This window comes from Pseudomonas sp. PSPC3-2 (assembly GCF_049897085.1).
Lineage (GTDB): Bacteria > Pseudomonadota > Gammaproteobacteria > Pseudomonadales > Pseudomonadaceae > Aquipseudomonas > Aquipseudomonas paraveronii.
In genome coordinates, this window is the sequence record NZ_JAFCVO010000012.1 from 114,459 (window position 1) to 129,877 (window position 15,419).

A 15,419-nucleotide genomic window follows, 5' to 3' on the forward strand; every position below is an offset into this window, starting at 1 on the left:
ATGTGGTATTTCGCCTGGATGCTGGGAGTCGGTTTTGCCTTGCTGCTGGCCATATTAAATGCGATGTGGGGCGAGAACGAAGCCGCTCGCGCCCTGAGCGACCGTGAGGAGCCGCGGCCATGATGCCGCGTGTCGCCGACGCCCCGGCACCCTCACGCCTTCACCCGCTGAGCTTGCTTATCGCGGTAGGGATCATGCTCGTGTGTACGCTCTATCCGCCCCTGATGGCCGCCCCGGACGGGAAAGCTGATCATGGGCTGGCAATGGCCTTGTTCACGGCGATGAGTGTGGCCTTTGTGCGGGGCGTGGGCTTCGTGCCGCGCGCGCGCGTGTGGCGTTGTTTGTTCTCGGGCTGGACCTGCTTTGGTGCGCTGGCACTGGCGGGCGGGTTGAAGTTCCTGCACTGAAAGCCGACGATCCCGGCGCCACGCTGGCGGCTCTGCGGGGCGGCGGGATCGTCAATCCATACAGTTTTTGGCTAGGTCTGCTCCGGGAAGCGTCGCGCGAGTCTGTCCCGGCGCATGCAATACGACTAAATCAGCGTCTCGGCCTGCGCAAGCGTGATGCGCGGTATAACGCTCTCCGGAATTCTTGAACAGTCGGATAAGTTGTAGACCCTAAAATCATCGCCGATGATTTTCTGCGACATCAGCTCTAGCGATGGAAGTATGCGAGTGTGGTAGTGCTGATCGAGTCCGCAGGGTGAGTTTATGGAATCATGATTTTCATAAAATCGTCCCGAGTTCTCTTTCAGATCCACGCCCACAAGAAACACCTTGGAGAACCCGACGTGGAACGCCAGTTGAATGGCCAGATACGCCACCGTCCGGGCATCAAAAAACCCCTCGCGCATGTCTTTGCTGAAACCAATGTGTCCTTTCCCGCAAGCCCGTAAGGGGGGATGGGTGACCAGCGGCGTGTGTCGTCCCAATACGCAGTGGAACCAGGACGGTTTTTTAGCCTTGGACAACGCATAGAGTTGCCCGCTGGGACAAATACCCGAAGTACGCGCGTGGTCTTCCCACAGCGCGACTCTTTGGCTGACCGTCATGGCGTAGTTGAATAAATGCGGCTGCTGTTCGGAAAAACTTCTATCCGAGCAGACATAAAAAAACGGTTTTACGTCGGTGTTCAAAAACATCGAAATAGCGCCGTTCATTGTGATCATCGGAACGTGCGCAAATTTTTCGATGGGGAACGATTTCGCCGACAGGCCGGATGCAAGAATAAAAACCGCGCCTGATTCGATATTCCGACAGCTATCAAAATCGTGCACGGTCAACTCGCGTTGGTTTGAATGTGTGGCTACCGACTCTGGGTCATGCAGAGCCTGCTCAGTGTTCTCACCGTACTGGTCCTTGAGGGACACCTGTTTCATCTGACCTACTCGTACTGCTAATAAGTGAAAAAGATATACACGTCCTCAAGCCGGGTGTCTTCAGGAGAGTTGATTTATAAATAATAATTTATAAACGGACGTCAGATTAGTCTCTATAGAGAGTAGGAATCATCTCTATTTAGGGGCGGGATCAGTCGCCTTAACGCGCTGAAACAATCAGAACGTCTGCCCCATGGAAAACTGGAATATTTGCTTTTCGGCGTTCTCGGGTGTGCGAATCGGATAGGCCAGGTTGACACTCAATGGCCCCAGCGGGCTGTACCACGTCACACCCACCCCTACCGAACTGGCCATCTGGCTCAGGTCCACACCGTCGCAGCTTTGGGTGGTGCTCAGGTAGCACTTGTCCGAATACACCGTGCCCATATCCCAGAACACCGAGGTGCGCACGGATTTGTTGTCCTTGATGAACGGCACGGGGAACAAGTACTCCGCGCCACCGGTAATCAGGATATTACCGCCCAGCGCGTCCGTGCTCCGGTCCGAATAGTACGCCTGACCCTCACTGGCATAAGCCCCGGTCGCCGGCGTGCTGCGTGGGCCGAGGGTACCGCTTTTAAACCCGCGTACCGTGCCTTCGCCGCCCGCCGTATAGCTTTCATAGAAGGGTAACCCGTCCGTGGAACCATAGCCGTTGCCGTAACCCAGTTTGGTGTGCAAGCGCAGGGCCGTGGCATTGCTGATTGGCAGGAAGGTTTGCCCCGTGTAGTCGACTTTGTAGAAGCTCAGGTCACTGCCGGGTACGGTCACCATCAGGTTGAGGTTTTGCGAATGCCCGCGCGTCGCCAGTACGCCTTTGTTCAGGGTCGATTCCGACCAGCCTGCGCTGGCCTTGAAGTTGGTGAACTGCTTGCCTTCGCGCTCGATGAAGTCGTAGATCTCGTCGGCGCTGTAGGTGCCCGGCTCGATGTTGTCGTGCTGTGCCGTCAGGCCGAACGTCAGGCGGGAAGTCTCATTGATCGGGTAACCAAGGCTGGTGCCCAGGCCATAACTGTTGATGGAGTAATAAGACACCCCGCTATCGTAGTATTTGTTGTAGTCGGTATCACTGTAGAACGCGTTGTAACCCAGGCTAACCCCATCGGTGGTGAAGTAGGGGTCGGTGAAACCGATGTTGTACTTGCTCTGGTAGGACGAACGGGTCAGCCCCAGGCTGGCGTAATTGCCCGTGCCGAGAAAGTTGTTCTGGGTAATCGACCCGCCGAGGATCAGGCCCGAGCTTTGGGCGAAGCCGATGCTGGCGGTGATCGAGCCGGAGGCTTGTTCTTCCACGGCGTAGTTCACATCCAACTGGTCATCCACCCCGGCCACGGCCGGCGTCTCGACATTCACCTCCTTGAAGAACCCCAGGCGCTCCAGGCGCACCTTGGATTGGTCGATCAGGTAAGTCGACGCCCAGCCGCCTTCCATCTGGCGCATCTCGCGACGCAGCACCTTGTCGTCGGTCTTGGTATTGCCCCGGAAGTTGATGCGATTGACGTAAGCCCGCTTGCCGGGGTCGACGCTGAAGATGATGTCCACCGTGTGGTCTTCTTCATGTACCTGAGGCGTACCGTTGACGTTGGCGAACGTATAGCCTTCGTTGCCCAGGCGGCGGGTGATCAGTTCCGAGGTGGTCGTCATCAACTTGCGCGAAAACACCTGGCCCTTTTGCACCAGTAATAATGACTGGACCTGGTCTTGCGGGACTTTCAGCTCACCACTCAACTTGACCTCGCGCACCGTGTATTTCTGGCCTTCCTGGATGTTCACGGTGATGTAGACGTGCTTTTTGTCCGGGGTCATGGAGACCTGGGTCGAGGTGATATCCATGTTGATATAGCCACGGTCCAGGTAATAGGAGCGCAGTCGTTCGAGGTCGCCGGAGAGTTTCTCCCGCGCGTATTTATCGTCGTTCTTGAAAAATGACAGCCAGTTACTGGTCTTGAGCGTAAATTGGTCGTTCAACGTGTCGTCGGAGAACACCGTATTGCCCACCACGTTGATGTGCTGGATCGACGCCACTTGGCCTTCATCGATCTTGATTTTCAGGCCGACCCGATTGCGCGGCTGAGCCACGACTTCGGTGTCGACCGACGCCGAGTAACGGCCCTGGGCCACGTACTGGCGCTGCAACTCGTTGCGCACGCCTTCCAGGGTGGCCCGCTGGAATATCTCGCCTTCGGCAAGGCCCGATTGCTTCATGCCTTTCATCAAGTCTTCGGTGGAGATCGCCTTGTTGCCCTCGAACTCGATACTGGCAACCGAAGGGCGCTCGACGACATTGATAATCAGCACGTCGCCTTCGCGACTCAACTGGATGTCCTGGAAGAACCCGGTCTTGAACAACGCGCGAGTGGAATCCACCAAACGCCGGTCATCCGCTTCGTCGCCGACGTTCAGCGGCAATGCGCCGAATACGCTGCCCGCCGAGACCCGTTGCAGGCCATTGATTCGAATATCGGAGATTTTGAAGCCTTGGGCGAGTGCCAGTGAGGTGTTGAGCAGCAGCGCAACCGAGCAGAGCAGGCGCGAAAAATTCATCAAGATCTTTTCCAGAATACATCGACAAGCAGCGCCGGCTCGCTTGGATAATTCACCGCGCGGCCAGACTGGTGAACACCCAGCATAAGAGCGCATCGCGTTTGGTGCGGTTAACTGAATGTCAAGTTAGGTAAAGGTTGGCCCGAATCCCTGCTGCAAGGCTGATAATGCGCCCCCACTCTACTGACGAGCCCGCAATGATCTCCGTACTGTTAGTCGACGACGATCAGGAATTGACTGAAATGCTGAGCCAGTACCTGGCGTGTGAAGGCTTCGAGGTCACGGCCGTGCATACCGGTGAGGAGGGTGAGGTCGAGGCGCTGTCGGGGCGCCATAGCATTGTGGTGCTGGACGTCATGCTGCCCCAGCGCTCGGGTATCGAGGTACTCCGGCGTATCCGTGCCGTCAGCCAAGTGCCGGTGGTATTGCTCACTGCCCGTGGCGACAACATCGATCGCATCACCGGCCTGGAACTCGGCGCCGACGATTATGTGCCCAAGCCCAGTTCCCCGGGCGAATTGGTGGCGCGCCTGCGCGCCATCATGCGTAGGGTGCAGGCGGTGGGCCAGCCGACCACCGAGGTGATCAAGACCGGCTCGCTGGTGTTGTGGCCGGGCAAGCGCCAGGCTCTGTGGAACGGCGCCGAGCTGGGTGTGACCAGCACCGAGTTCAGCCTGCTCGAAGAACTGGCCCGCAGCGCCGGCCAAGTGGTGAGCAAAAGGGATCTGTCGCTCAACGCCCTGGGCTGTCCGCTGACTCGCTATGACCGGCGTATCGACGTTCACATCAGCAGCATCCGGCAAAAGCTCGGGCCGCGCCCGGATGCCAAGGCCTGGATCCAGAGCGTGCGCGGTCTCGGCTACCTGTTGATTGCCGAATGATCAAGCCCAGCCTGCTGTTCTGGAAACTGTTCCTGGCTTTCTGGCTGGCGACCACCTTGACGTTTCTGGTAGGGATCGGCGTGCTTGAGTTGGGCCGCTTCCGCCCAGGCGACCCGCATGTTGAAGCCATCCTCGCGAGTGAACAGAAGCTGCTGCAACAATTTGGTGTCGAAGCGGCCGCCCAGCTTCTGGCGGTATGGGAGCATCCGTCGGACCAAGCCATCGGTGTCTATGACAGCGCCGGCCAGTTGCTGGTGGGGGCCCCCGTTACGCGGCCGGCCTATGAACAAGCGGTCATCAGCAAGGAAGGCCTGGCGCTTTCGCTGCGCTCGACCCACTTCCCGGGTATTGACGGCGGCAGGCCGTGGCACCAAATCCCGCTGATCATCGGCACGCTGATGAGTGCGCTGTTCAGCGGTTACATGGCGTACTACCTGGCCTGGCCATTGGCGTACTTACGTCGGGCGATGAGCGATGTGGCCCAGGGGCGCTTCGAAACCCGGGTCAAGCCCGCCATGGGCAAGCGCCGTGATGAAATCGTCGACCTGGCCGAAGACTGCGATCGCATGGCCAACCAGCTCAAGGTGCTGGTGCAAGCCCAGCAGCATCTGCTGCACGACATCTCCCATGAACTGCGCTCGCCGCTGACACGCATGCAAGCGGCTATCGGCCTGTTGCGCCAGGACGCCGCACGCCTGGAAATGCTCGAACGCATCGAGCATGAATCCGAACGCATGGACACCCTGATCGAAGCGCTGCTGACCCTGGCACGCCTGCAAGGCCGGCCCGAAAGCATCGAGCGTGAGCCCGTGGACATCACTGAGTTGCTGGCGATGATCGTCGAAGACGCGCAGTTCGAGGCCGGGATCAAAGGCTGTCACGTGCACCTGCAGGCCTGCCCGCCGTTTATCGCGTGTGTCAGCGGCGAGTTGCTGTACCGCTGCTTCGAGAATGTGATCCGCAACGCCGTGCGCTACACCCGACCGGACACCACGGTGCGGGTTTCGGCGCATATCAGCCGCGACGCGAACCGCCTCACGGTGCGCATCACCGACCACGGGCCGGGCGTCGACAATGACCGATTGCACAGCATCTTCCAGCCGTTCGAGCGGGGCGCGGGGGATGCCTGCGTCGGTTTCGGCCTGGGCTTGGCCATCGCCGCACGGGCGGTGCAGATGCACGGCGGCACCATCGCGGCCCGCAACGAAGCGGGCGGCGGGCTGACCGTGGAAATCAACCTGCACAGCGCACGATCTTTACACGACATTACATTGGCTTGACCGCCCTGTACGTCGCCGCTCATTAGACTGGTCACCATTGATTGAGCGGAGGTGGCGATGTTTCAGGTGCATAAAAAGGGCTTTGTGCCCGGCAGGAAAATGGTCGATGGCCTGGTACCTTACGACTTCTTTTGCGAAGACAGCCCGGCGATCAATCTCTTCGTGTTCACCGGCGCCGCCACGCCGGACGCCACGGTCGAGGAGCAGACGCTGTGGGGCTTCACCCGACTGGAGCGGTTCGAGGCGATGACCAGCGCGCTGGTGGGCAACAAGCAGCACGCGGGTTGGTTTCAAAGCGTCAACGTGCTGACCGGGCCCAACCAGAACGGTACGCAAAGCGTGAAATTCCAGCGCGTGCTGAAAATCATCAAGCACGCCAGCGCCACGCGCAAAGCCGACTACGAGATCCGCACCGACGAAGGCGACACCTACTTCACCCGGCCAACCGTTGCGCCGGGCAGCGCACAAACGGTCATCTATTCGGCTGAGTCATCCGCTCGGAGCGCGTGATTATTTCAGGTACCTGGCGGGCGCAAGGCTCGCCTGTGCAACCCACATTGTGTGTTACCGCTGCCCACCCTTGGTGCGGGTTGAGCCATTGGGTAGCAAATTCCTCCGTCCTCCCCCCCGTTGCCTGCCGATACGTTCTCGCCGATTTCATCTAAATCAATCACTTGGCACAGCGCTCAAGACGTTGGCACGTATTCTGCTTTTTTGTATCCGTGGATAATTGGATACAAAAATTCAAAAGGTGCCGCCGATGCAATTTGCCCGCGCTTACGTTGATCGTCAGCCGCTGACCGCCGAGGAAGAAGCTTATAACTTCCTGCTGGACGCCATTTGTCGTGGCCGCTACTGCAAGGGCGACCGGCTAATCGCCGAAGACATCGCCAGCGAGATCGGCATGAGCCGCATGCCGGTGCGCGAGGCATTTCGTCGCCTGGATGCCCAGGGCCTGGTGACCCTGCGCCCCAATCGCGGGGCCATCGTCAGTGGTCTGGATATCGATGAGCTGCATGAGGTGTTCGAGATGCGCAGCGCCCTTGAAGGTCTGGCGGTGCGTGTGGCGGTCGGCCGCATCGGTGAGCGCCAGCTCGCGGCGCTGGAGCGCCTGCTGGATGAGATGGATGACTACCGCGACGAGAGCGCCGCGTGGGTCGGCCGGCACCGCGCGTTTCATGAATACCTGTGCAGCCTCAGCGGCCGGCCGCGCTTGATGAAGCAGATTTCGGCGCTGTACTCGCTGGTCGAGGCGCCCATGCGCTTGTGGTTGCAGCACGGCGAAAAACCCCTCAGCGCACGCCAGGAACACGCGGTGATCCTCGACGCCATTCGTGCCGGTGATGCCGCGCGCGCCGAAGCCGTGGTGCGTGAACACATCGAGGGTACGGTGCCGGCGCTGATCCAATTCCTGCAAAACGAACAATAAAAAAGCTGTCGTGTTTTGACGTTGATTCCTGCCCCCGTTATTCAACGAACTGGAGTGTCTGGTCATGCATAAATGCCGTGCCTTGCTGGTGGCTGTCTCCCTCGGCCTCTGTACCCAATGGGCTTTTGCTGCGCCCCAGGTGCCGGAGCGCCTGCAGAAAGTCGATAAGCTCACGTATTGCTCGGGGATGGACTCACCGCCCCTGGTGTCCTTCGACGAAGCCCAGAAACCGCGCGGGCTCACCGTCGACCTGGGCCTGGAAATCGCCAAGCGCCTGGGCGACAAACAGGTGCAATGGCGGGTGATCCCATTCTCCGGTTTAGTGCCGGCGTTGCTGGCCCAGCAATGCGACATGATCGTCGACCAGTTGTTCGACAAGCCCGAGCGGCGCCAAGTGATCGACATCGTCAACTACATGTACTCCAGCCAGTCGGTGGTGGTGCCCAAGGGCAACCCCAAGGGCATCAAGACCCTGGATGAGCTGTCCGGGCACAAAGTCGCGGTGCTCAACGGCTCCACCATCAAGACCCTGCTGGACGCGCAAAACGACAGCCTGACCAAGGCTGGCAAGCCCTTGATGAAACTGGTGGTCTACAACACCGACACCGACGCGTTCCAGGCCCTGCGCATCAGCCAGGTCGACGCCTACGGCACCACCGTGGAAACCGCAGGTTACTACGCAGCGATGGCCCCGGAGCTGTTCCAAGAAGGCGTGCCAGCGTTCAGTCGCATCCTCACCGGCCTGGGCATGCGCAAGGACGATCCGCAACTGACCGCCGCCGTGCAGCAGGTGATCAGCGATATGCGCAGCGACGGCAGCTACGTGCGGTTGCTGGACAAATGGCATGTCAGCAGCGACACACTCGACTGAGGCAAACCTGCGATGAATTTCAATTGGGATGTGTTCTGGCAGTACCTGCTGCAGCCCAGTGGGGTGTACCTCACCGGGTTGTGGCTGACCTGCCTGATCAGCGTGCTGGCGATGCTGCTCGGCTGTGTGCTGGGGCTGGCGGCGGCGCTGCTGCGCTTGTCGAAGAACCCGTTGTTGCACCTGCCGGTGCGTTTTTATGTGTGGCTGATGCGCGGCACACCGCTGCTGGTGCAGATCGTGTTTTTGTACACCGCGCTGGCGGCGGGCGGGATTTTCCGCTTCGAGGATATCGAGCTGTTCGGCCTGATCGTGCCCGGCAATATCCAGGCGGCAATCATTGCCCTGGGCCTCAATGAAGGCGCGTACATGGCCGAGATCATTCGCGCCGGCATCGGTGCGGTAGACAAGGGCCAATACGAAGCCGGGCGCTCCCTGGGCATGGGCTTTGCCAAATTGATGCGGCGTATCGTGCTGCCCCAGGCATTCCGGGTGATCGTGCCGCCGCTGGGCAACGAGTTCAACGTGATGCTCAAGAACACCACCCTGGTCAGTGTGATCGGGGTGCAGGAGTTGCTGCTCAGCACCCAGATGATCACCTCGGCGACCTTCCGCGTGTTCGAGTTGTACTTGGTGGTCGCTCTGTATTTCCTGACACTGACCACCCTGTGGGGCTTTTTCCAGCGCTGGCTGGAAACGCGCTTCAGCCAGTCCGACCGGCCTTCTGAGCCACCGCCGGCAGCCAGCCGCATGTTCGGGCGCAGCGCCCTGAAACTGCTGAGGGGACGTTAACCATGGCGCACCAAAGTGAAGAACTGATCATCGAAGCGCTGGACATCCACAAGTCGTTCGGCGCACTGCAGATTCTCAAGGGCATTTCCCTGCAAGTGCGGCGCGGCGAAGTGGTGGTGCTGATCGGTGCCTCCGGTTCCGGCAAGACCACGTTCATCCGCTGCATCAACCTGTTGGAAGACATCCAGGGTGGGCGCATCCGCGTCAACGGCCGCGCCATGGGCTATCGCGAACGCCCCGACGGCAGCCTGGTGCGCGACTCGGAGCGCAACATCGCCCGGCAGCGCCGTGACATCGGCATGGTGTTCCAGCGCTTCAACCTGTTCCCCCATATGACCGCGCTGGAAAACATCATCGAAGCACCGATCCACGTGCTCGGCACCCCGCGTGCCGAGGCGTTGGAGCAGGCGCGTGGTTTGCTCGCGCGGGTCGGCCTGGCGGACAAGGCCAGCCATTACCCGTCGATGCTCTCTGGCGGCCAGCAACAACGGGTGGCGATTGCCCGCGCGTTGGCGATGAAACCCCAGGCCATGCTGTTCGACGAACCCACCAGCGCCCTCGACCCGGAAACCGTCGGCGAAGTGCTGCAGGTGATGAAGGAACTGGCCGAGGAGGGCATGACCATGGTGGTGGTCACCCATGAAATGGGCTTTGCCCGTGAAGTGGCCGACCGCGTGGTGGTGCTCGACCAGGGCGAGCTCATCGAACAAGGCCCTCCGGAACAGATATTCAGCCACCCCAGCCACCCCCGTACCCGGGCCTTTCTCAGCCGCGTGTTATGACCCGTCCAAGGAGATTTTCCATGCGCTTATCGAGCTTCTTCGCGGCCCTGTGCTGCGCCGCCATTGTCCCTATGGCCGAGGCCGCCGACCCGGTGGTGAAGGTCTATAACTGGTCCGATTACATCGGGCCTGACACCTTGAAAAACTTCGAGAAAGACAGCGGCATCAAGGTGCAGTACGACATCTTCGACACCAACGAAATGCTCGAGGCCAAGTTGCTTTCCGGGCACTCGGGATATGACGTGGTGGTGCCATCCAGCCAGTTCCTGTCCAAGCAGATTCGTGCCGGCGCCTACCAGCCACTGCAACGCGGGCTGCTGGATAACTGGAAGCACCTCGACCCGCGTCTGATGCAACGCCTGGACGCGGCCGACCCCGGCAACCGCTACGCTGTGCCGTACATGTGGGGCACCGTGGGCATCGGCTACAACGCAGAAAAGGTGCGGGCTGTGCTGGGCAAAGAGGCGGTGCTGGACTCATGGTCGATGGTTTTCGAGCCCGGCAACCTGGCCAAACTCAAAAGTTGCGGAGTCGCTTTTCTCGATGCGCCGGTGAAGATCATTCCCCAGGTCATGCTCTACCTTGGCCTGAACCCCAACAGCGTCAAGCCAGACGACTACACGCAGGCCTCGAAACGGCTGATGGCGCTGCGGCCGTCGGTGACCTACTTCAATTCGTCGAAATACACCGCCGACCTGGCCAACGGCGATATCTGCGTGGCGGTCGGTTATTCCGGCGATGTCATGCAGGCCCAGAGCCGAGCCAAGGAGGCCGGCAAGAACATCGACATCCGCTACCTGATACCCAAAGAAGGCGTGAACCTGTGGTTCGACATGCTGGCGATTCCCAAGGATGCCGGTAACGCGGCCAACGCCCATGCGCTGATCAACTACCTGCTGCGGCCCGAGGTGATCGCGCCGATCAGCGACTACGTGGGCTACGCCAACCCCAACAAGGATGCGACGGCGCTGATGAACCCCAAGGTCAGCGGCAACCCGGGCATCTACCCCGGCGACGACGTGATCAGCCACACCTTCGTCTCCGCCGACCTGCCGGAAAACATCCAGCGTCTGATGACCCGGGAATGGAACCGGATCAAATCCGGCCAATAAATCGAAGAGCCTTTGCCATGTTGAAATTTTCTGCTCACGAGTACCCCTATCCGTCGCAACGCCAGAGTGTGTTTGCCCGGCGCGGCATGGTCGCGGCATCCCAACCCCTGGCCGCCCAGGCGGGCATCGAAATCATGCAAAAGGGCGGCAACGCGATCGACGCGGCCATTGCCACGGCGGCGGCCTTGACGGTGGTGGAGCCCACCGGCTGCGGCCTGGGCGGCGATGCGTTTGCCTTGGTCTGGTGCAAGGGCCAGTTGCATGGCCTGAACGGTAACGGTCACGCGCCGGCCGCCTTGAGTATCGAGGCGGTCAAGGCGGCGGGGCATGACCGGATGCCGCTGTATGGCTGGACCCCGGTCACTGTGCCCGGCTGCCCCTCGGCCTGGGCCGAGCTGTCGCAACGCTTCGGCAAGTTGCCGTTTGCCGAACTGCTGCAACCGGCCATCAGCCTGGCGCGGGAGGGTTTCCCGGTGTCGCCGGTGGTCGCCCATCAATGGCAGATTGCGCTGAACGAATTCACCCCCCATCGCGACGCCGTACTGGACGCCTGGTTCGACACGTTCCTGATCGACGGGCGCGCCCCCCAGGCGGGGCAGGTTTTCCGCAACCTGGCCCAGGCCCGAACGCTGGAAGAACTCGCCGCGACCCGCTGCGAAAGCCTGTATCGCGGGGCCCTGGCCGCACGCCTGGAGACGTATTCCAAGGCCAGTGGCGGCTACCTGCGCGCCTGCGACCTCAAGGATTACCGCGCACAGTGGGTGGAGCCGATCCACATCAACTATCGCGGCGTCGATGTCTGGGAAATCCCGCCCAGCGGCCAGGGCCTGGTGGCACTGATGGCGCTGAAGATCCTCGAAGGTTTCAGCTTCGATCACCGCGACAGCCAGCAAACCTGGCATCGCCAATTGGAAGCGATGAAGCTCGCCTACAGCGATGGCTTGCATTACATCACCGACCCCGAGCACATGCGCGTGGCGGTGGCCGACCTGCTGAGCGACGACTACAGCACCCGCCGCCGCAACCAGATCGGCGAGCAGGCACAGCCGCCCAAACCCGGCGACCCGCACGCCAGCGGCACGGTGTACCTGGCCACGGCGGACGCCGAAGGCAATATGGTCTCGTTCATCCAGAGCAATTACCACGGCTTTGGTTCCGGCGTGGTGCTGCCCGACAGCGGCATCGCACTGCAGAATCGCGGGCAGGAATTCAGCCTCGACCCGACCCACGCCAACTGCCTCGCACCGGGCAAGAAAACCTTCCACACCATCATCCCCGGCTTTCTTACACAGAACGGTGAGGCCCTCGGGCCGTTCGGCGTGATGGGCGGGTACATGCAGCCCCAGGGCCATGTGCAGATGGTGATGAACCTGGTGGACTTCGGCCTCAACCCTCAGGCCGCACTGGATGCGCCGCGCTGGCAATGGCTGGGCGACATGAAGGTTGGGATTGAGCAGGGCGCTTCTCGCGATCTGGCCAATGGGTTGGCGCGGCGTGGCCACAAGGTGCAAATCGACAGCGACCTCACCGACTATGGGCGCGGGCAGATCATCCTGCGCGACCCGGTCAGCGGGGTGCTGTGCGCAGGGACCGAGCCGCGGGCGGACTCGCATATCGCCGTGTGGTAAAACGGGCGGCCAGCGCATCGGGAGGCGGTGGGTAGCCGTTGCGGAAAATAGTTTGACGAAGCCTGTCCCTTTTTTTCACCTCGCCTGTCATCCCAGGTAAGTGAACAAAATCGAGAGCTTCTTACAATGTCCGCAGTCCCCTCCTTGCGCTTGCGCCCGTTGCTCAACCTGAGCCTGCTGCTGAGCCTCAGCGCCAGCCCGTTGTTCGTGCCCGTCAGCTATGCCGAAGACACCGCCAGCCGCCGGAGCTACCAGGTGCCAGCCGGTAGCCTGAGTGCCGCGCTGACCCGTTTCGCCGGGTTGTCGGGGGTCAACCTGTCGGTGGACCCGGCGCTGGTCAGCGGGCGCAGCAGCAGCGGGTTGTCCGGCGAATATGCGGTGGAAGAGGGCTTTGCGCGCCTGCTGCAAGGCTCGGGCCTGCAACTGCAAGCCATGGGAGAGCAGGCCTACATGCTGGTGCCGACGCCCGAGGGCAGCCGCCTGGAACTGGCGCCGACGTCGATCCTCGGCACCAGCGGCCTGGACGACGGCGATACCTACGCCGGTGGGCAAGTGGCGCGGCGTGGTTCGCAAGGCCTGCTGGGTTCGCGGGACTTCATGGACACGCCGTTCAGCATGACCACCTACACCCAGGCGGCGGTGAAGAACCAACAGGCCCGCACCCTCGGCGACCTGATCGCCAGCGACCCATCGGTGCGCGCCACCAACCCGGCCGGTGGGCGCTATGAGCAGTTCACCATTCGCGGGTTCAGCCTGTTCAACAGTGATGTGGCCTACAACGGCCTCTATGGCGTGTTGCCCACCTACACCATCGACATGGAAATGGCCGACCGCGTCGACGTCGTCAAAGGCCCCAGCCAATTGATCAACGGCATCTCGCCGCGCGGCAGTGTGGGCGGCGGGATCAACGTGGTGCCCAAGCGCGCCACCGACAAGGACATCACCTCGTTCACCGGCACCTGGGCCTCCGACAGCCAGGCCGGCGGCGCGGTGGATGTGGGCCGGCGCTTTGGCGAGGACAACAAGTTCGGCCTGCGCTTCAACGGCGTGAAGCAGTCCGGCGATACCGAATGGGACCATCAGAGCGTCGATCGCGAGATGGCCGTACTGGGCCTGGATTTTCGCGGCGAGCGCCTGCGCCTTTCCACCGATATCGGCCACACCGAGCGCGACACCGATGCGCCCCAGGAGCGTGTGCAGGTGGCCGCCGCAGCCCCGGTGCCCAGCGCCAACGATGTGCGCCACAATTACGCGCAGTCGTGGAGCAAGGCCAGCACCAACGACACGTTTGGCACGGTCAATGCTGAGTTCGACCTCAGCGATAACGTGATGCTCTACGGCGGCCTAGGCGCGCGCAAAAGCAACCACGACTTCCTGCGCCACGCCGTTTCCGTTAGCAACAGCGCAGGGGATTTCAGCGTGCAGCCCCGTGACTTCACCCGCGATGAAAATGTGCGCACCGCCACGGCGGGCGTGCGCAACGGGTTCCAGACCGGGCCGGTGAGTCACGAGGTCAACCTGGCTGCCAGCTACTTCTACATGGACTTCACCAACGGCGGCGCACGGTATGCGTCGGCGTCGAGCAATCTCTACGACCCGGTGCAAACGCCGACGCCGTCCACCGCCACCCGCCAGGATGCGAAGGTGTACACCGAGAATAAATTCAGCGGCGTGGCGCTGTCCGACACCCTGGGCTTCTTCGACGACCGCCTGCTGCTGACTCTTGGCGCGCGCTGGCAACGCGTGAAGGTGGATGACTGGACCAACGACGTCAAAGGCCGCACTGGCTACGACGAAGAAAAAATCTCGCCGTCCGGTGGCATCCTGTTCAAGGCCACCGACACGCTGTCGCTGTACGCCAACTACATGGAAGGCCTGAGCCAGGGCAAGGTCGCGCCGTCGACCTCGAACAACGAAAATCAAATCTTCCCGCCGTTCATCAGCCGCCAGGTGGAAGTGGGCGCCAAATACGACGCCGGTGCTTTCGCGGTGACTGCGGCAGTGTTCCGCATCAAGCAACCGGCCTATGAAACCAACGCCACCTCGAACGTGTTCGGCCCCAACGGCAAGCGCCAGAACGAAGGGGTGGAACTGAGCGTGTTCGGCGAGCCGCTCAAGGGTGTGCGTTTGCTTGGCGGGGTGATGTACATCGACAGCGAGCTGACCCACACCACCAACGGCACCTACGACGGCAACCGCGCCCCGGCCACCCCCAAGTACAACGTCAACCTCGGCGCGGAGTGGGACGTGCCGAGCCTCGAAGGCCTGACCTTGACCAGCCGCGGCATCCACTCCAGCTCGCAATACCTGGATCAGTCGAACGTCAAGGAAATCGACGCCTGGAACCGCATCGACGTGGGCGCGCGGTATGCGTTCAAGGTCGATGACAAACACATCACCCTGCGCGCGAATGTGGAGAACGTCGCCGATAAACGCTATTGGAGTTCGGCGGGCGCGTCGGACGACAGTGAGCCGGGGTTGACCTTGTCGACGCCGCGTACTTACCTGTTGTCGGCCACGGTCGACTTCTGATCGGGAGATCGCCTTTGTTTACTCGCGCGCGGTTCGCAGGTGCCAGCGGCAGTGAAAAACACACAGGCTATTTGAAAGTTTTAGCATGATGTCCGCCGAGGGAAACTTCGGCGCGTGGCGCTAATTAGCGAAGTGGCTAATTGCAATTAGCTAAATTCGGCCTTTTCGGTGCTGAGCCTTTAAATCAAGGCTT

The 15,419-nt window shown here is 61.2% G+C and carries 14 protein-coding genes; 12 read left to right on the forward strand and 2 right to left on the reverse strand.

The window, feature by feature from the left end; genetic code table 11:
• Positions 1-123 (forward strand): cytochrome bd-I oxidase subunit CydX, encoded by a 123-nt coding sequence (gene cydX, locus ACP7CJ_RS20340; RefSeq protein ID WP_276193775.1) that lies wholly within the window; start codon positions 1-3, stop codon positions 121-123.
• Positions 120-407, forward strand: a complete 288-nt coding sequence (locus tag ACP7CJ_RS20345) for a cyd operon YbgE family protein (RefSeq protein ID WP_276193774.1) — start codon at positions 120-122, stop codon at positions 405-407. Before cydX ends, ACP7CJ_RS20345 begins: the two co-directional genes overlap by 4 nt.
• 125 nt (positions 408-532) lie before the next feature.
• On the opposite strand, the gene ACP7CJ_RS20350 is transcribed toward ACP7CJ_RS20345, so the two are convergent.
• Both ACP7CJ_RS20350 and bamA read right to left on the reverse strand, forming a co-directional pair.
• On the reverse strand, positions 533-1,378 hold the full coding sequence (locus tag ACP7CJ_RS20350; RefSeq protein ID WP_276193773.1) for a lipopolysaccharide biosynthesis protein: 846 nt from the start codon (positions 1,376-1,378) through the stop codon (positions 533-535).
• 177 nt (positions 1,379-1,555) lie between these two features.
• Entirely contained in the window at positions 1,556-3,922 is a 2,367-nt protein-coding gene (gene bamA / locus ACP7CJ_RS20355; RefSeq protein WP_276193772.1) for an outer membrane protein assembly factor BamA, read from the reverse strand.
• Between the two features lie 197 nt (positions 3,923-4,119).
• Between bamA and ACP7CJ_RS20360 the strand changes: the two genes are divergently transcribed.
• The 10 genes from ACP7CJ_RS20360 (at position 4,120) to ACP7CJ_RS20405 (ending at position 15,226) form a co-directional block, all read left to right on the forward strand.
• Positions 4,120-4,803, forward strand: a complete 684-nt coding sequence (locus tag ACP7CJ_RS20360; RefSeq protein WP_247407170.1) for a response regulator transcription factor — start codon at positions 4,120-4,122, stop codon at positions 4,801-4,803.
• Positions 4,800-6,083 carry a HAMP domain-containing sensor histidine kinase gene (locus ACP7CJ_RS20365; protein WP_276193771.1) on the forward strand — a complete coding sequence of 428 codons (1,284 nt, stop codon included), beginning with the start codon at positions 4,800-4,802 and terminating at the stop codon, positions 6,081-6,083. Before ACP7CJ_RS20360 ends, ACP7CJ_RS20365 begins: the two co-directional genes overlap by 4 nt.
• A 57-nt stretch (positions 6,084-6,140) precedes the next feature.
• Positions 6,141-6,593, forward strand: a complete 453-nt coding sequence (locus ACP7CJ_RS20370; protein ID WP_276193770.1) for a hypothetical protein — start codon at positions 6,141-6,143, stop codon at positions 6,591-6,593.
• Positions 6,594-6,843: 250 nt separating this feature from the next.
• Positions 6,844-7,512: a GntR family transcriptional regulator gene (locus ACP7CJ_RS20375; RefSeq protein WP_276193769.1), complete on the forward strand. Its 669-nt coding sequence runs from the start codon at positions 6,844-6,846 to the stop codon at positions 7,510-7,512.
• Positions 7,513-7,576: 64 nt separating this feature from the next.
• Entirely contained in the window at positions 7,577-8,383 is an 807-nt protein-coding gene (locus tag ACP7CJ_RS20380) for an ABC transporter substrate-binding protein (RefSeq protein WP_276193768.1), read from the forward strand.
• Between the two features lie 12 nt (positions 8,384-8,395).
• Positions 8,396-9,172, forward strand: a complete 777-nt coding sequence (locus ACP7CJ_RS20385; protein WP_276193767.1) for an amino acid ABC transporter permease — start codon at positions 8,396-8,398, stop codon at positions 9,170-9,172.
• Between the two features lie 2 nt (positions 9,173-9,174).
• The gene (locus ACP7CJ_RS20390) at positions 9,175-9,954 is read left to right on the forward strand and encodes an amino acid ABC transporter ATP-binding protein (RefSeq protein WP_276193766.1); all 780 of its coding nucleotides are present in this window, start codon (positions 9,175-9,177) and stop codon (positions 9,952-9,954) included.
• A gap of 20 nt (positions 9,955-9,974) precedes the next feature.
• Positions 9,975-11,066, forward strand: a complete 1,092-nt coding sequence (locus ACP7CJ_RS20395; protein WP_276193765.1) for a polyamine ABC transporter substrate-binding protein — start codon at positions 9,975-9,977, stop codon at positions 11,064-11,066.
• Between the two features lie 17 nt (positions 11,067-11,083).
• Entirely contained in the window at positions 11,084-12,694 is a 1,611-nt protein-coding gene (locus ACP7CJ_RS20400) for a gamma-glutamyltransferase family protein (RefSeq protein WP_276193764.1), read from the forward strand.
• 126 nt (positions 12,695-12,820) lie between these two features.
• The gene (locus tag ACP7CJ_RS20405; RefSeq protein ID WP_276193763.1) at positions 12,821-15,226 is read left to right on the forward strand and encodes a TonB-dependent receptor; all 2,406 of its coding nucleotides are present in this window, start codon (positions 12,821-12,823) and stop codon (positions 15,224-15,226) included.
• The last annotated feature ends 193 nt before the right edge of the window (positions 15,227-15,419 follow it).